The 16,189-nt window shown below is 71.7% G+C and carries 19 protein-coding genes and 1 pseudogene; 17 read left to right on the top strand and 3 right to left on the bottom strand.

Going from position 1 to position 16,189, the window contains the following annotated elements:
- Positions 1-371: 371 nt before the first annotated feature.
- The 10 genes and pseudogenes from VGN18_RS16370 to VGN18_RS16325 form a co-directional block, all read left to right on the top strand.
- Positions 372-776, top strand: a pseudogene (locus tag VGN18_RS16370) (CpaF family protein); the annotation flags it as partial.
- The gene (locus tag VGN18_RS16365; protein WP_327540778.1) at positions 776-1,636 is read left to right on the top strand and encodes a type II secretion system F family protein; all 861 of its coding nucleotides are present in this window, start codon (positions 776-778) and stop codon (positions 1,634-1,636) included. The pseudogene VGN18_RS16370 and the gene VGN18_RS16365, both read left to right, overlap by 1 nt.
- Positions 1,633-2,580, top strand: a complete 948-nt coding sequence (locus tag VGN18_RS16360; protein WP_327540777.1) for a type II secretion system F family protein — start codon at positions 1,633-1,635, stop codon at positions 2,578-2,580. Before VGN18_RS16365 ends, VGN18_RS16360 begins: the two co-directional genes overlap by 4 nt.
- 23 nt (positions 2,581-2,603) lie before the next feature.
- The gene (locus VGN18_RS16355; RefSeq protein ID WP_327540776.1) at positions 2,604-2,810 is read left to right on the top strand and encodes a hypothetical protein; all 207 of its coding nucleotides are present in this window, start codon (positions 2,604-2,606) and stop codon (positions 2,808-2,810) included.
- A 10-nt stretch (positions 2,811-2,820) separates the two neighbouring features.
- Positions 2,821-3,240, top strand: a complete 420-nt coding sequence (locus VGN18_RS16350; protein WP_327540775.1) for a TadE/TadG family type IV pilus assembly protein — start codon at positions 2,821-2,823, stop codon at positions 3,238-3,240.
- Positions 3,237-3,692: a TadE/TadG family type IV pilus assembly protein gene (locus tag VGN18_RS16345; protein ID WP_327540774.1), complete on the top strand. Its 456-nt coding sequence runs from the start codon at positions 3,237-3,239 to the stop codon at positions 3,690-3,692. Before VGN18_RS16350 ends, VGN18_RS16345 begins: the two co-directional genes overlap by 4 nt.
- The gene (locus tag VGN18_RS16340; protein ID WP_327540773.1) at positions 3,689-4,111 is read left to right on the top strand and encodes a pilus assembly protein TadG-related protein; all 423 of its coding nucleotides are present in this window, start codon (positions 3,689-3,691) and stop codon (positions 4,109-4,111) included. The genes VGN18_RS16345 and VGN18_RS16340 overlap by 4 nt, the downstream gene beginning before the upstream one ends.
- 61 nt (positions 4,112-4,172) lie before the next feature.
- Positions 4,173-4,340, top strand: coding sequence for a hypothetical protein (locus VGN18_RS16335; RefSeq protein ID WP_327540772.1), 168 nt, complete (start codon positions 4,173-4,175; stop codon positions 4,338-4,340).
- Positions 4,341-4,502: 162 nt separating this feature from the next.
- On the top strand, positions 4,503-6,914 hold the full coding sequence (locus tag VGN18_RS16330; RefSeq protein WP_327540771.1) for an Ig domain-containing protein: 2,412 nt from the start codon (positions 4,503-4,505) through the stop codon (positions 6,912-6,914).
- A gap of 138 nt (positions 6,915-7,052) precedes the next feature.
- A complete protein-coding gene (locus tag VGN18_RS16325) occupies positions 7,053-7,601 on the top strand; it encodes an AAA family ATPase (RefSeq protein WP_327540770.1) in 549 nt (182 codons plus the stop codon).
- A 2-nt stretch (positions 7,602-7,603) separates the two neighbouring features.
- Here the strand turns inward: VGN18_RS16325 and VGN18_RS16320 are convergent, their stop codons facing one another.
- Together VGN18_RS16320 and VGN18_RS16315 are read right to left on the bottom strand one after the other, a co-directional pair.
- Positions 7,604-8,401 (bottom strand): exodeoxyribonuclease III, encoded by a 798-nt coding sequence (locus VGN18_RS16320; protein ID WP_327540769.1) that lies wholly within the window; start codon positions 8,399-8,401, stop codon positions 7,604-7,606.
- A gap of 26 nt (positions 8,402-8,427) precedes the next feature.
- The gene (locus VGN18_RS16315) at positions 8,428-8,571 is read right to left on the bottom strand and encodes a hypothetical protein (protein ID WP_327540768.1); all 144 of its coding nucleotides are present in this window, start codon (positions 8,569-8,571) and stop codon (positions 8,428-8,430) included.
- Positions 8,572-8,801: 230 nt separating this feature from the next.
- Here VGN18_RS16315 and VGN18_RS16310 point away from each other — a divergent pair, with 230 nt between their 5' ends.
- From VGN18_RS16310 to prfB, 3 genes are read left to right on the top strand one after another with little or no spacing between them, the layout of a single operon-like run.
- Positions 8,802-10,241: a glycosyltransferase family 87 protein gene (locus VGN18_RS16310; RefSeq protein ID WP_327540767.1), complete on the top strand. Its 1,440-nt coding sequence runs from the start codon at positions 8,802-8,804 to the stop codon at positions 10,239-10,241.
- A gap of 21 nt (positions 10,242-10,262) precedes the next feature.
- A complete protein-coding gene (locus VGN18_RS16305; protein ID WP_327540766.1) occupies positions 10,263-10,634 on the top strand; it encodes an MmcQ/YjbR family DNA-binding protein in 372 nt (123 codons plus the stop codon).
- A gap of 54 nt (positions 10,635-10,688) precedes the next feature.
- Positions 10,689-11,783, top strand: a complete 1,095-nt coding sequence (gene prfB, locus VGN18_RS16300; RefSeq protein WP_327540765.1) for a peptide chain release factor 2 — start codon at positions 10,689-10,691, stop codon at positions 11,781-11,783.
- Here the strand turns inward: prfB and VGN18_RS16295 are convergent.
- Positions 11,780-12,910 carry a cation:proton antiporter gene (locus VGN18_RS16295; protein ID WP_327540764.1) on the bottom strand — a complete coding sequence of 377 codons (1,131 nt, stop codon included), beginning with the start codon at positions 12,908-12,910 and terminating at the stop codon, positions 11,780-11,782. The genes prfB and VGN18_RS16295 overlap by 4 nt on opposite strands.
- A gap of 203 nt (positions 12,911-13,113) precedes the next feature.
- Here VGN18_RS16295 and ftsE point away from each other — a divergent pair, with 203 nt between their 5' ends.
- From ftsE to VGN18_RS16275, 4 genes are all read left to right on the top strand, one after another.
- A complete protein-coding gene (gene ftsE, locus VGN18_RS16290) occupies positions 13,114-13,803 on the top strand; it encodes a cell division ATP-binding protein FtsE (protein ID WP_327540763.1) in 690 nt (229 codons plus the stop codon).
- A 63-nt stretch (positions 13,804-13,866) separates the two neighbouring features.
- Entirely contained in the window at positions 13,867-14,772 is a 906-nt protein-coding gene (gene ftsX, locus VGN18_RS16285; protein ID WP_327540762.1) for a permease-like cell division protein FtsX, read from the top strand.
- A 2-nt stretch (positions 14,773-14,774) separates the two neighbouring features.
- Positions 14,775-15,266, top strand: a complete 492-nt coding sequence (smpB, locus tag VGN18_RS16280) for an SsrA-binding protein SmpB (RefSeq protein ID WP_327540761.1) — start codon at positions 14,775-14,777, stop codon at positions 15,264-15,266.
- Between the two features lie 2 nt (positions 15,267-15,268).
- The gene (locus VGN18_RS16275) at positions 15,269-16,141 is read left to right on the top strand and encodes an amidohydrolase family protein (RefSeq protein WP_327540760.1); all 873 of its coding nucleotides are present in this window, start codon (positions 15,269-15,271) and stop codon (positions 16,139-16,141) included.
- The last annotated feature ends 48 nt before the right edge of the window (positions 16,142-16,189 follow it).

Genomic DNA, 16,189 nt, shown 5'->3' with positions numbered 1-16,189 from the left:
AGATCTTTGCATCTACGATCCGGGACGACCGCATCAGCCGACGCCGTCGTGCCCCTTCGGCGAGGGCCGCCACCTGACCGTCCGCCCGCCCCGCAAGGCACCAATCCCAACCGATCGAACGTGTTCCGACAGACTGATATGCGCGGCGAGGCCTGCGAGTGCACCTGCGCGAGATCGGCTGATACACGGGTGATCTTCCGGTCTTCTTCGACGACCAGCACAGCAAAGATCACCCGTGTATCAAGCGTTAGTACGAGCCGCTTGCGGCGTGGTGATCTCCGATCACCCGGGGCTGCTGCACGATCAGGTGACAGGCTGCCGTGGTCGTGCAGGGTAGGGGAGCGCCGAAGCCGCTGATCAGTGGCTGACATCTCGACCTGCTCATCGCGCTCAACTCGGGCCTGCCGGGCATGTGCACCCTGCACGCCAACAGCGCGCGCGAGGCGCTGGTCAAGATGTGCACCCTGCCGCTGCTGGCGGGGGAGAACGTGTCGGCGTCGTTCGTGGTGCCGACGGTCGCGGCGAGCGTCGACATCGTGGTGCACCTGGCCATGGAGGCCTCCGGGCAACGGCGGGTGCGCGAGATCGTCGGCGTCACCGGGCGGATCGAGGGCGATGTCATCGAGACCTCGGAGGTCTTCACCTCGCGCCGCGGACGGCTCGAGCGGGCCGAGGGGTACCCGCCGCAGGCCGAGCGGTACGAGGCGGCCGGCGTCGACCTCGCCGACGTGCTCGCGCATCGCGGGCCGGCCGTCCACGCCGTGGGCGAGCGCTGATGGGTGCGCTGCTGGGGCTCGTCGGCGGCCTCGGCCTGCTGCTCATCTGGCGCAGTGGGCCGCGCGCGCCGCAGCGCCGGCGCCCGCACGCGCCGAGCTGGGCGACGCGGCGTCGCGACCTGCTGCGCCAGGCCGGCATCGACGGCGTCGGCCCGGCCCAGCTGACCGGGGCGCAGGTCGTCGCGGCACTCGTCGCGTTCGTGCTGGTAGTCGCGATGACCCGCACCACCGCGGTTGCGACCTGCTTCGGCATCTTCGGGTTCTTCCTGCCGCTGGTGGTGGTGCGCCGCATGCGGCGCCGTCGCCAGGTGACCCTGCGCGAGCTCTGGCCCGAGGCCGTCGACAACCTCGCCTCGGCGGTGCGCGCCGGCATGTCGCTGCCCGAGGGGCTGAGCGCGCTGGCGGTCCGCGGGCCGGTGGAGCTGCGCGCGCCGTTCGGCCGGTTCGCCTCGGCCTACCGCGCGAGCGGACGTTTCGGAGACTGCCTCGACGCGCTGAAGGACGACCTCGCCGACCCGGTCGGCGACCGCGTGTGCGAGACGATGCGGGTCGCCCGAGAGGTCGGCGGCAGCGATCTCGGCACAGTGCTCCGCACGCTCTCCGAACTGCTGCGGGCCGACGCCCGCACCCGGGCCGAGCTGGAGACCCGGCAGGGCTGGGTGGTGAACGCGGCTCGACTGGCCGTCGCGGCGCCCTGGGTCGTGCTGCTGCTGCTCGGCACGCAGTCGCAGACGCTGACCGCCTACGACTCGCCCGGCGGCACTGTGCTGCTCGGCATCGGCGGCGCCGTCTGCGTCGTGGCGTACCGCGCCATGCTGCACATCGGGCGGCTGCCGGAAGAGCAGCGGGTGCTGCGATGAGCACCGGCGTGCTGATCGGAGCCGGGCTCGGCCTGCTCGCGGCTCTCGGGGTTGTCGTCGCGGTGCGGGCGACGCCGCCGATGCGCCCGGTGCGGCTGGCCGAGCGCGTCGCGCCCTATCTCGGCGACACCCCGCCACCGTCGCGCCTGCTGGCCCGCCCGAGCGCCACGTCGGCGCCGTTCGCGGTCGTGCGGCGCCTGTTCGGACCCGCGCTCGGCGAGGCCGTCGGCTTCCTCGACCGGGTCGTCGGCGGCTCGGCGTCGGTCCGCCGCCGGCTCGCCGGGCTCGGCGGTCCGATGACGGTCGAGGAGTTCCGCGTCGAGCAGGTGCTCTGGGGTGCGGGCGGGGCGGTCGGCGCCGGGCTGCTCGTGCTGCTCGGCTCGGCCGCCCGCGGCAGTATCGATCCGCTGGTCGTGGTGCTGGCCGCTTTCGGCGGGCTGCTCGGCGGCATCCTGGGCCGCGACTGGTGGCTCGGCCGGCAACTCCAGCGTCGCGAGCAGGCGATGCTGTCGGAGTTCCCGGTGGTCGCCGACCTGCTCGCGCTCGCCGTCGTGGCCGGCGAATCACCGGTCGACGCGCTGCAGCGGGTATGCCGCCTCACCGGCGGCGAGCTCGCGCGCGACCTCGACCGCGCGCTGGCCCGCGCCCGCGCGGGCACGCCGATCACGACGGCGCTGTCCGACCTGGCCGACCAGACGACGGTCGACTCGTTCGGCCGCTTCCTGCAGGGCGTCGTCGTCGCCGTCGAACGTGGCACCCCTCTCGCCGAGGTACTGCGGGCCCAGGCCGTCGACGTCCGCGAGGTCGGCAAGCGCGCCCTGCTCGAGGCCGGCGGTCGCAAGGAGATCTCGATGATGGCGCCGGTCGTCTTCCTGATCCTTCCGGTCACCGTGCTCTTCGCCCTGTTCCCCGGCCTGCTGACCCTGACTTCCCTGACGCATTGATCAGTTCACGGAGGAGATGTTCGATGACGAAGCTGACGGCGTACCTGAGGGTATGGACGCTCGGATCGGTGGCCCGGCTGCGCGAGGACCGCGAGCGGGGCGACGTGCCCGGATGGGTCATGGTGACGGTCATGACCGCCGTGCTGGTGGTCGCGATCCTTGGCATCTTCGAGCCGCAGGTGAAGAGCGCGCTGACCGGGATCATCGACTCGGTCAGCGGCAAGAACTGACGCGATTCCCGTGACCGTCCGCACGAACCGTCGCCGCCCGCGCGGCGACACCGGCGCGGCCGTGATCGACTTCGTGATGCTCGCCGGGCTGCTCGTCTTCCTGCTCTTCGCGGTGCTGCAGGCGGCCGTGTACTTCTACGCCCGCAACGTGGCCGCGGCCTCGACGGCCGACGCGGCGCGCTACGCCGCGGCCGAGGGCGTCGACCCGAGGGCGGGCGGTCCCCGGGCCGCGATGCTCCTCCGGCAGGGCCTCGACGACGCCGACGCGAAGGCGATCAGCTGCGTCGGCCGGGCCGACCGCGACACCCGTTCCGGCCTGGCCACGACGACCGTGCACTGCCGTGGACGGATCCGCCTGCTGTTCCTGCCGCTCGGCCTGCCGCTGACCGTCGACACCACGTCGTCGGTCCTGCGCGAGGGACGCCCGTGAGACGACCCGAGCGTGGCGACGACCGCGGCAGCGCGATCGTCGAGTTCGTGTTCGTCGCCGTCGTCGTGATGGTGCCGCTCGTCTACCTCATCGCCGCGGTCGCGACGGTGCAGCGCAACCAGCTGGCGGTGAGCCAGGCCGCGCGCGACGCCGGCCGCGCGTTCGCGACGAGCGACACCGCCGCCGAGGCCGAGCGGCGGGTGCGGGCGGCGGTGCGGCTCGCGCTGGCCGACCAGGGCCTGCCCGACGACGCGACCGTGCGCTTCGTGGCGTCCGGGTCGAACTGCGACGCCGGGTCGATCACGCCGAAGCTCGCCGCCGGCGCCGAGTTCACGGTCTGCGTCAGTCGCCGCACCCAGCTGCCGGCCGTGCCGTCGATCCTGTCCGGCCGCGGCATCCGCTCGATCGGTGAGTACGTCGTCCACGTCGACGACTTCCGGGTGAGCGGATGAGCGACGACGACCGCGGGTCCACGATCCCGCTCATCCTCGGCTTCTTCCTCATCGCGCTGATCATGGTCGCGGGATCGATCGCGCTGGGTGAGGCGTTCGTCCAGCAGCGCGACCTGCAGGACATCTGTGACGGTGCCGCCGCCGCGGCGGCAGCCGGTGCCGGTGACCTCGACCGGGGCGGTCCGGTCGCGGGCAGCTCGTCGCTCCCGTTCGCCGGCGTCGAAGACCAGGTGCGCGAGTTCCTGGCCCGCGACCCGGCGCGGCACCCGGTCCACATCGCCGCCGAACTCTCCCCGGACCGCCGCACCATCTCCCTGGCCTGCGACGACGCCGTCCCCCTCGCGTTCGGGAAGTTCTTCGGCCGATCGGTCGTCCACCACCACGCCACGTCGAGCGCTCGGGCCGCCGTCACCGGCTGAGCGGTCGCCCGGGCGGAACGGCCTGATGGTTTGTTCACCTTCGTCTCGTACCGTCCGTCCTATGTCTGAGCACACCGACGATCGGGCGATGCACATCGAGCTCGCCCTGGCCCGCTCCCAGCGCGACGAGCGCGACGAGCAGGCCCGCGATCTGGAACGGCAGCAGCAGGCCGACGAGGCCGTCGTGCGCGCCCTCGCGGAGGGTGGCGCGGATCCCGGTCTTGTCTGAAGTGAAATCCGTGTGAGATAGTTCGGGCACCGGATGCAGTGCAGGGACTGAGGGGACTCCGGCAGAAATTGCCCAAGTGCCCTGTTACCCGCTTCTGACTCGTCCGGCGACCGCATCGTCCCGACCTCTCGAAGCGGGCCGACGCAACCGCCGGAGGTTGTCGTGTCCGCTGCTCGAAACCTGCCCTCGTGGCCTGCCCGAGCGGTCTCCCTCGCGATCGGTGCCGTCGTGGTCGCCGCGACCGTAGGCGCGGTCCCGGCCGCCGCCGCACCGGCCCCCGCGGTCCACGCGTCCAGCGCGCACCGCAGCGCCCCGGCCAACCCGTACTCGCCGAGCTACCGGCACGCCTACCGCCACGGCGCGGTGCCGACCCGCGCGCAGCAGGCCCGGATCCGCGCCTACGCCGCGTCGCACCAGCGGGTGCGCTCCTTCGCGACGACCGCCGCCGCGACGGGCACCCAGACGCTCTCCTACCGCGGCGGGGTCGCCGGCATCGGCGTGACCAGCGGCGCCCCCAAGGTCTACCTCGTGTTCTGGGGTTCGCAGTGGGGCACGGCCGGCACCGACGCGGGCGGCAACGTCACGCTCTCCGGCGACACCGCCGGCGGCGCCCCGTACCTGCAGAAGATGTTCCGCGGGCTCGGCACCGACAACGAGGCCTGGTCGGGGACGATGACGCAGTACTGCGACGGCTCGCTCGTCGCGGTCGGCGCCACCACCTGCCCGGCCGGCGCGCCGCACATCGGCTATCCGACCGGCGGCGCGCTCGCCGGCGTCTGGTACGACAACAGCGCCGTCGCGCCCACCGCCGCCACCGGCTCGCAGCTCGGCGGAGAGGCCGTCACCGCCGCCGCCCACTTCGGCAACCTGACGCAGGCGGCGAACCGGTATACGCAGTACGTGGTCCTGTCGCCCCCCGGCGCGAATCCCGACAACTACCGCACCGGCGGGTTCTGCGCCTGGCACAGCTACACCGGCTCGAGCCACGGCTACGTCGCCTTCACCAACATGCCTTACGTGATGGACGCGGGCGGCAGTTGCGGCGCCGGCTTCCTCAACGGTGCGGGCGGCGCCCTCGACGGCTACAGCATGGTGCTCGGGCACGAGTACGCCGAGACCATCACCGACCAGCTGCCCGACAGCGGCTGGGTCAACGTCACCGGCAGCTCGTACAACGGCGAGGAGAACGCCGACGAGTGCGCGTGGCTCGGCAGCGGCCAGCAGGGCGGCGCCGGCAACATCGCCACCGCGTACGGCAGCTTCGCGATGCAGGGCAGCTGGTCCAACGACACCAACCGCTGCGACCTGACCCACGCCACCGTCGGCGCCACGAGCTCGAACACGGTCACGCTGACGAACCCGGGCGCGCAGGCCACCACGGTCGGCGTCGCGGTCAGCAAGCAGCTCACCGCCACCGACTCGGCCGCCGGATCGACGATCACCTTCACCGCGGCGGGCCTGCCGGCCGGGCTCACGATCAGCTCGTCCGGTCTCGTCGCCGGGACGCCGACGACCGTAGGCACCAGGACGGTCAGCGTCACCGCCACCGACAACACCGGTGCCTTCGCCTCGGCGTCGTTCACGTGGGCGATCAACTCGACGATCCGCACCGTCCGGGTGACGAGCCCGGGTGCGCTCACGAGCATCGTCGGCGCGCCGGTGAGCAAGCAGCTCACGGCCACCGACTCGGCCGTCGGTGCCACCCTGACCTTCACCGCCACCGGCCTGCCGGCCGGCCTCTCGATCAGCGCGAGCGGTCTGATCACCGGCACGCCGACGACCATCGCGACGACGACGGTCACGGCGCGCGCCACCGACGAGACCGGCGCGTACGGCACCGCCGCGTTCACCTGGGTGACGAAGAACCTCGTCACGGTGACCAACCCCGGCCCGCGCCGCGGCACCGCCGGTGTCGCGGTCAGCCAGCAGATGGCGGCGACCGACTCGGCCGCCGGCGCGACGCTGACCTTCACCGCCACCGGCCTGCCGACCGGCCTGGCCATCCGCTCGAACGGCCTCATCTCCGGGACGCCGACCACGGCGGGGACGTTCAACGTCACGGTGACGGCCACCGACCAGACCGGCGCGTACGGCACGGCGGTCTTCAGCTGGCCCGTAGCCGCGGCCACCGCGAGTTGCGCGACCGCCCCGCTGAAGAACGGCGGCTTCGAGAGCAACGGCACAAGCTGGACGCTGACCCCGGGCGTCGCCTCGACCGGACGTGCCCACAGCGGCACCTACTACGCCTGGCTCGACGGGTACGGCACGGCGCACACCGACTCGGCGGCCCAGACGGTCGTCATCCCGGCCGGGTGCCACGTGACGCTGTCCTACTACCTCTGGGTCACCAGCTCGGAGAGCCCGGCCACCGCCGTCGACACGCTCAGCGTCAAGGTCGGGTCGACCACCCTTCAGACGTTCTCGAACGCCGATCAGGGGTACGGCTACGTGCCCCGCGTCGTCGACCTGTCGGCCTACGCCGGCTCGACGGTGACGCTGTCCTTCGTCGGGGTCGAGAACGCCGGCAACCCGACGTCGTTCCTGATCGACGACGCCGCGCTCACGCTCAGCTAGCGCGAGCCCCAGACACGTCGGCCCGCCGCCGGGGATCTCGAACGGGGGGATTCGTGGAACGCGAGCCGACGACAGGTGCCCCGGGCGGACGACCGCCCGGGGCGCCGACCATTTCCGTCGGCTTCATAGACTCCCTCGGTGCCCCGTCTCATCGTGCTCAACGGCGCGCCGGGGAGCGGCAAGTCGACGCTGGCCCGCCGCTACGTCGACGACAACCCGCTCGCCCTCGATCTCGACATCGACGTGATCCGGCGCCTGCTGGGTGACTGGAAGAGCGACCCACACGCCGCCGGGTTGCTCGCCCGCGCAATAGCGCTCGCCGCGGCGCGCATCCACCTCGTCGGCGGCCACGACGTGATCGTGCCGCAGTACCTCGGCCGGCCCGATTACCTCGTGCAGCTCACCGGGCTCGCGGCCGAAACCGGTGCCGAGCTCCACGAGTTCATCCTGATGGACACCAAGGACGTCATGATCGCGCGGTTCCGGGCCCGCACCGTGGCGGCCGCGCATCCCTCGCATGTCGACGCGCAGGAGATGCTCGACCGTGTCGGGGGAGTGGCTCAGCTCGAGGCCATGTACGACCGGCTGCTGCTGGTCATCGCCGCCCGGCCCGGGGCGCAGCTGCTGCCGGCCCGCGAGGGCGAGATCGAGGCGACCTACGCCGAGCTGGTGCGCCGGATCGGCTGAGGTCAGATCCCGAAATCGACGACCACCGGCGCGTGGTCGGACGGCCCCTTGCCTTTGCGGGCCTCCCGGTCGACGTAGGCGTCGGTCACCGCTCCGGCCAGCGCGTCGCTGACGTACACGAGGTCGATCCGCATGCCCTGGTTCTTGTGGAACATCCCGGCGCGGTAGTCCCAGTAGGTGAACGGCGTGTCGTACTTCAGCGCCCGCGGCACGACGTCGCGCAGGCCGAGGTCGCGCAGGGCGGCGAGGGCAGCCCGTTCGGGGGCGGTGACGTGGGTGGCGCCGACGAACGCCGCGGCGTCCCAGACGTCGCCGTCGGTGGGGGCGATGTTGAAGTCGCCCAGCACGGCGAACGGGCGGCCGGGGGCGAGCTCGTCGGTCACGGTGTCGCGCAGCGCGGCGAGCCAGCGCAGCTTGTAGTCGTAGTGCGGGTGGCCGACCTCGCGACCGTTCGGCACGTACACCGACCAGACGCGCACGCCGCCGCAGGTGGCGCCGACGGCGCGGGGTTCGGTGGCCTCGAGCATCGCATCCTCGGGCTGATACCCGGGATCGCCGGCGAGGCCGCGGCGGACGTCCTGGATGCCGACGCGGGACAGGATCGCCACGCCGTTCCAGCGGCCGGTCCCGTGGGCGGCGACGTCGTACCCGAGGGCGGCGACCTCGTCGAGCGGGAACTGCTCGGCGCTGGTCTTGAGCTCCTGCAGGCAGAGGACGTCGGGTTCGACCGCGCCGAGCCACTCGACGAGGCGGGGGAGCCGGGCGACGACCGAGTTCACGTTCCAGGTGGCGATACGCACGTCACCAGCCTGGCAGAAGGGGGTGGTTACTCGAGGTCGGCGGTGCCGGCGACGTGCACCCGGGTCATGCCGACCGGGGAGAGCAACTGGCGCCGGCAGGTGATGCGGACGAGCTCGGCCCCGGCGACCGCCAGGACGACGACGATGAGTGCGATGAGTAGATCGGCCACGGCGATGAGGTACCCGTCGACCCGCGCCGACAAACCACGTGTGATCTCGTAAGCGTTCCGTTTCACCTGCGCCGGCGTCCGGGTGTTTGAATCGAAGACGGCCGTGCCCCGTCTCCCGAGGAGTTGCCCTGACGGCGACGTCGGACGTCCGCACGGCTGCTCCCGGACCGATCACGACCGTCGCGCCCGGCCCGCGGCTGTCCACCCGGGCCGTCGTCGTCGCCCTCACGGTGGTTGCGGCCTTCCTGCGCCTGTACCGGCTCCGCTTCGGCTACGCGCACTCCGTCGCCGACTACGACGGCGGCGTCTACCTCGGGTCGTCGCTCGAACTCGTCGACGGCCGGGTGCCCTACCGCGACTTCGTCCTCGTGCATCCGCCGGTCATCACGCTGCTGTTCACCCCGCTGGCCCTGGCGGCGAAGGCGATCGGCGCCGCGCAGGCCATGGGGCTGGCCAAGATCCTCACCGCGCTGGCCGGGGCGGCGAGCGTGCCGCTGGTCGGGCGGCTGGTCCGCGAGCGCGGGCCGGTCGTGGTCGGCCTCGCCTGCGCGGTGACCGCGCTGCAGGGCGATGCCGTCGCGTCGGCGTACTCGCCCCTGCTCGAGCCCTGGCTGGTGCTGTTCTGCCTCGTCGGCGCGGTGCTGGCCTTCGACGGCGGTCGCGTGCGGGCCGGCCGACCGCTGCTCTGGGCCGGGATGTTCTTCGGCCTGGCCGCCGCGACCAAGATCTGGGCCTTGGCGCCGATCCTCGCGTTCGTCCTCGTGTGCGGTCCGCGCCGGCGCACGTATCTCGGCGGGATGGCGGCGGGCTTCCTCGTCCCGGTGCTGCCGTTCCTGCTCGCGGCCCCGCGTGCCTTCGTGCACGAGGTGCTCACCGTGCAACTCCTCCGCACGACCGACGGGCCGCGGACACCGGAGGCGCTGCGGCTGCTGCACATGTTCGGCTCGCCGGCGCCGACCGGGGCCGACCCGTCGGTGGGTCGCGCGGCGTTGCTCGCCGGGGTGGCGATGATCGTCGTCGGCCTCGCGCTGGCCTGGCTGCGCACCTGGCGCCGGGCCACCCCGCTCGACCGGTTCGCGCTGGTCGGGGCCGTCCTCGTCGTCGTCTCCATGCTCGTGCCGGACGTCTTCTACTGGCACTACGCCGCCTTCTCGACCCCGTTCCTCGTCCTCGCGGCGGTCGCTCCGGCGGCCCACCTGCAGCGGCCGGGCCGGCGGGCCTGGTCGGCGGTGCTCGCCCTCGCCGTGCTCGGCCTCGCGGTCGCGATGACGCACCGTGACCTGCGGTCCTACCGGATGCTCAACGACCACGCCGCGGTCGACGCCGTGGTGCCGCCCGGCGCCTGCCTCGTGAGCTCCGAGGCGAGTGCGGCCATCGCGCAGGACCGCTATGGCTCGACCGACCCGGGCTGCCCGGTGCTCGTCGACCCCTTCGGCACCGTGCTCGCCCTCACCGGCGGCCGGACGCCGTCGGCCGCAGCGCTGCGCGACCCCCGGGTGCGCGGCTTCTGGCTCGCGCTCTACCGGCGGGCCGACTACCTCTACCTGACGCGTCCGAGGTCGCCCGTCGTGCCGAGCGACGCGGTGCTGCGGGCCTACCTGAGCACGCACTTCCGCATCGTGCCGATCCGGAGCGGGGGCACGCTCTACGAGCGGGTGGACGGCCGCTGACGACTCGGGCAGGCTCGGGTCATGAACGGCGAGCCGGTCGCGAGGCTGCGCGAGCTCTGCCTGGCCCTGCCCGAGGTCGTCGAGCGGGCAAGTCACGGCGAGCCCGGGTTCTTCGTCCGCGGCACGAAGCAGTTCGCCGCCGTCGACACCTACCACCACGGCGCCGAACATCTGGCGTTCTGGTGCCCCGCCCCGGCCGGGGTGCAGGAGGCGCTGATCGGCTCGGACCCCGAGCGCTTCTTCCGCCCGCCGTATGTCGGGCACCGCGGCTGGATCGGGGTGCGGCTCGAGGCGGACGGGCTGCCGGCGCCGGACTGGCGCGAGATCGAGGAGATCGTCCGCACGGCCTACCGGCAGGTCGCGCCGAAGCGGCTCGCCGACCAGGTCGTCTGAGCGCCCGCGCCACGACGGCGGGACCCGCCGACCAACCGCGTACTCTCGACCGACGTGGACGTCCCCGCCGAACTCAAGGAACTGACCGCGACGCTGGTCAGCATCGAGACCGTTCTCGACCTCGACGCGATGCGCCGCGAGGCGGCCGATCTCGAGGCGCAGGCGTCCGTCCCCGATCTGTGGAACGACCCCGAGAAGGCCCAGCAGGTCAACTCCCAGCTCTCTCACCTGCAGGGCGAGGTGCGCCGGGTCGAGGACCTGCGCCGCCGCCTCGACGACACGCAGACGCTGTGGGACCTCGCCGAGGAGATGGACGACCCCGACTCGCGGGCCGAGGCCGAGAACGAGATCGGCGGCCTGCGCAAGGCGATCGACGAGCTCGAGGTGCGCACCCTGCTCTCCGGCGAGTACGACGCCCGCGAGGCGCTGGTGACGATCCGCTCCGAGGCCGGCGGCGTCGATGCCGCCGACTTCGCCGAGATGCTGCTGCGCATGTACACGCGCTGGGCCGAGCGGCACAACTACGCCGTCGACGTCCTCGACACGTCCTACGCCGAGGAGGCCGGCATCAAGTCGGCCACCTTCCAGGTCAAGTCGCCCTACGCCTACGGCACGCTGTCGGTCGAGCAGGGCACGCACCGCCTCGTCCGGATCAGCCCGTTCGACAACCAGGGCCGCCGCCAGACCTCGTTCGTCGGCGTCGAGGTGCTGCCGGTCGTCGAGCAGTCCGACCACGTCGAGATCGCCGACGACGACCTGCGGGTCGACGTCTACCGCAGTTCCGGCAAGGGCGGCCAGGGCGTCAACACCACCGACTCGGCGGTGCGTCTCACCCACCTGCCCACCGGCATCGTCGTTACCTGCCAGAACGAGCGCAGCCAGATCCAGAACCGCGCGTCGGCGATGGCCGTGCTGCAGGCCCGCCTGCTCGAGCGGCGCCGCGAGGAGGCGCAGAACGCGATGGACGCGCTCAAGGACGGCAGCAACAGCTGGGGCAACCAGATGCGCAGCTACGTCCTGCACCCGTACCAGATGGTCAAGGACCTGCGCACCGACTACGAGGTCGGCAACCCGCAGTCCGTGCTGGACGGCGACATCGACGGCTTCATCGAGGCCGGCATCCGCTGGCGCCGTTCGGCCGCCGCCTAGTTCCGCACCCGCCGGGCGGCGAGCGCCGCGGCCAGCGTGGCCACGGCGATCGTCACGACGGCCCCGAGCATCAGCGCCGCCGCCTCCTGAGCGGTCAGCAACCCGAGCCGCGAACCGAGCGTGGCCGCCGCCACCGGCACGCCCACCTGCGCCGCCGCCAGCGCGCCGAGGGTGAGCGGCTGGCCGACCGCGCGCAGCGCCGCGTGGACCGCGATCGCGCCGAACCCGAGAGCCAGGCCGAGCACGATGTAGGACGGGTGCCCGCCGAGCGCGCGCAAGTCGAGCGTCGCCCCCAGCCACACGAAGAACAGCGGGCCGAGGAAGCCGTCGGTGATGGCGAACAGCTGGCGGGCCAGGCGGCGGGGCTCGCCGATCGCCGCGACGGCGAAGCCGTAGGAGAAGCCGGCCAGCATGATCGACACGTGGGTGTGCGTGGCCACGGCGGCGAGGGCGAACAGCACCAGCAGGTTGATGCGCAGCTCGAGCGCGAACTTCCGGCGCTCGGACAGCTTGTGCACGCGCCGCCGGCGGCCGTTGCGTTCGAACTCGCGCAGGACGATGTACAGCACGGCGGCCGACGCCATGACGGCCAACGACCCCAGCGCGGCGCGGGCGGCGTGACCCGGGTCCACGACGAGGGGCAGGGCGACGATGCAGGCGGCGTCGGCGATCGCGATCTGCGGCAGCAGCGCCACCACCCGCGGGCCGGTCAGCCCGATGTCCTGGATCACCGGCAGGATCAGCGCGGCCGACGACGAGGCCAGCAGCACGGCGTAGAGGGCCGCGTGTCCCGTCCCGAACAGGTGCGAGAGGCCGAGGGCCACCGGCACGGCCAGCACCCCGACGGCGACCGCCCGCGCGGCCCCGCCCGGCAGCGAACCGCGCAGGTTCGGGTCGCGCACCGGCAGGTGCGAGCCGGCCACGAACATGACGAGCGCGAACCCGACATCGGCCAGAAAGGTGAAGGTCGGGTTGTCGGGGTGCAGGTAGCGGATGCCGGTGCGGCCGAGCACGACACCGCCGAGCAACTCGCCGAGCACGACCGGCACGTGCCAGCGCGCCGGCGTCGCGAGCAGCGGGCCGACGATGCCGATCAGGGCGATCACCGCCAGCGTCGCGAAGTCCACGCGGCCAGTGTGGCGCGCGACCCCCCGACGGCCGAGTGGTCCCACCTGCGCGGAACCGGGCATTTGCGGCACTTAGCCCGTTCAAGCTGTGACGCGCAAGGGCCGCTTGGCCTCGGGTCAGGTAACTATTCGGTAAACTCGGCTCCCGTGAGCACGCACAGCGAAGTTTCCGGCCGGTCGACGGCGAGGGGCGAGACCCTCTCGTGATCAAGCTCGACAACGTCTCCAAGGTCTATCCCGCGGGCGCCCGTCCGGCCCTCGACACCGTCTCCATCGACATCGAGAAGGGCGAGTTCGTCTTCCTCATCGGCCAGTCCGGTTCGGGCAAGTCGACCGTGCTGCGGCTGCTGTTGCGTGAGGAACTGGCGACCAAGGGCGTGGTCACCGTCGACAGCCGCAACGTCGGCAAGCTGCCCAATCGCAAGGTGCCGGACCTGCGCCGCAAGATCGGCTGCGTGTTCCAGGACTTCCGGCTGCTGCCGAAGAAGAACGTCTTCGAGAATGTCGCGTTCGCTCTCGAGGTCATCAACAAGTCGCCGAAGGCCATCCGCCGCACGGTGCCCGAGGTCCTCGACCTCGTCGGCCTCACCGGCAAGGCCCAGCGCATGCCCACCGAGCTCTCCGGCGGCGAGCAGCAGCGCGTGGCCATCGCGCGGGCGTTCGTGAACCGTCCGCTGGTGCTTCTCGCCGACGAGCCGACGGGCAACCTCGACCCCGACACCAGCCAGGGCATCATGAGCCTGTTGGAGCGCATCAACCGCACCGGCACGACCGTCGTGATGGCGACGCACGACAACAACATCGTCGACGCGATGCGTCGGCGGGTCATCGAACTCGACAGCGGCAAGGTCATCCGCGACCAGAACCGTGGTGTCTACGGCGTCGGCCGCTGAGTCTGCGGCCCGTCCCGACGTCCGAACCCGTGGCCCCCGCCACGACCGAGCAGTGAGGAATTCATGCGCGCGAACTTTGTGATGTCCGGTGTCTTCGAAGGCATCCGGCGCAACGCAACGATGACGATTGCGCTGATCCTGAGCACCTCGATCGCGTTGGCCTTCCTCGGTGCGGCCGTGCTGGCCAACAAGGAGATCTCGCAGTTCAAGCGGGACTACGAGGGCAAGCTCAACGTGTCGGTCTTCCTCTGTGGCACGGTGCACGACCTGCCGTGCACGGCGAAGACCACGAAGGCGCAGACCGACGCGCTGCAGAAGGAACTCGGCAGCGACCCGGTCGTGACGTCGGTCAAGTACGTCTCCGAGGAGGAGAACTACCGCCGCGTCATCCAGATCCAGTCGCCCCGGGTCGCGCACCTGACCAAGCCTGGTGACGTCCCGGCGTCGTTCACCATCAAGCTGCAGGACATCAACAAGGACTACGACGGCTTCGCGGCGAAGTACACCAAGGCCGCCGGCGTATCCGGGGTCACGAATCAGATCTCGGTCATCCGCACGCTGCTCAACATCATCAACGGCGTACGGCTGTTCTCCATCGCGATCGCCCTCGTCGTGCTGATCGCGTCGATCCTGCTGATCTCCAACACGATCCAGGTGGCGGCGGCGCAACGGAAGAACGAGACCAGCATCATGCGGCTCGTCGGCGCTTCGCGCTGGATGACCGAGCTGCCGTTCATGCTCGAGACCGTCATCGCGACGGCCGTGGGTGGCCTGATCTCCTTCGGACTCCTCGCGCTCGGCAAGTACGTCGTGCTGGGCGAGATCTTCAAGCTCCAGGTCGAGAACGGCGTCATCCCGAACCTCGGCGTCAACGAGTTGATCATCGCCGGCGGCATCGGACTGATCGCCGGTGTCGTGCTGTCCGCCCTCACTGCGTTTGCGACGTTGCGCCTGTACGTCAGGCTGTAGGAGTGACGCAGGCAAAATCCAGCAACCGCCCGACCGATCGCAAGCTGATCGCGCAGAACCGCAAGGCCCGCCACGACTACGAGATCGTCGACGTCTTCGAGGCCGGCGTGGTGCTGACCGGCACCGAGGTGAAGTCGCTGCGGCTCGGGCGCGCGTCGCTGCTCGACGGCTTCGCCACGATCGACGACGGCGAGGTCTTCCTGCACGGCGTGCACATCCCCGAGTACGAGCAGGGCAGCTGGACGAACCACGAGCCGCGCCGCGTCCGGAAGCTGCTGCTGCACAAGGGCGAGATCCTGCGGCTGATCGGCAAGACGAAGGAGAGCGGGCTGACGCTCGTCCCGCTGTCGATCTACTTCCTCGCCGGCAAGGTGAAGGTCGAGCTCGCCCTGGCCCGCGGCAAGCGCTCGTACGACAAGCGCCAGGACCTCGCCAAACGCGACGCTGACCGCGAGGTGCAGCGCGCGCTCGGCCGGCGCAACAAGGGCATGTGACGGTGGAGGACGCGGACGTTCCCGGGTGGTGGCAGCGGCTCGGGCTCCCCGGGCTGATCGATGTCCACGTGCACTTCATGCCGAAGCCGGTGCTCGACGCCGTCTGGCGCTACTTCGACCGGGGCTCCGAGCACTACGGGCACGCCTGGCCGATCCAGTACCGCACGTCCGACGTCGAGCGCGTCGCCACCCTCGACGCGCTCGGCGTGCGCCGCTACCCGGCGCTGGTTTACCCGCACAAGCCCGACATGGCGGCCTGGCTGTCGCAGTGGGCGCGCGAGTTCGCCGCCCGCACGCCGAACTGCGTCGCGACCGGAACGTTCTTCCCCGAGCCGTCGGCCGCCGACTACGTGCGCGAGGCGCTCGACGCCGGCACGGTGATCTTCAAGGCGCACGTGCAGGTCGGCGCCTTCGACCCGCGCGACGAGCAGCTCGATGCCGTGTGGGGTCAGCTCGCCGAGGCCGGCACGCCGGTGATCGTGCACTGCGGAAGCGGTCCGCTGCCGGGCGCGCACACCGGCCCCGGCCCGTTCGCCCAGGTGCTCGCGCGGCACCCGCGACTCACCGCGGTCATCGCCCACGGCGGTGCGCCGGAGTACCACGCATTCCTCGACCTCGCGGGGCAGTACCCGAACGTCCACCTCGACACCACGATGGTCGGGACGTCCTACATGGGCCGCTTCGCGCCGATGCCGCCCGACGTCCTGCCCCGCTTCGCCGACCTGCAGGACCGCATCGTCCTCGGGGCGGACTTCCCGAACATCCCGTACCCCTACGGCGAGCAGCTGGCCGCGCTCGAGGCCTTCGATCTCGGCGACGACTGGCTGCGTGACGTGTGCTGGCACAACGGCGCGCGACTGATCGGGCCTCCGTAGCCCGAGGTCGTTTCGAGTGGCGGCGTCGGCGACAGCTGGGTAGAAAGT

It is taken from the genome of Jatrophihabitans sp. (genome assembly GCF_036000465.1).
Lineage (GTDB): Bacteria > Actinomycetota > Actinomycetes > Mycobacteriales > Jatrophihabitantaceae > Jatrophihabitans.
Note: the sequence above shows the minus strand (reverse complement) of the source record. Positions and strands in the feature narration are given on the sequence as shown.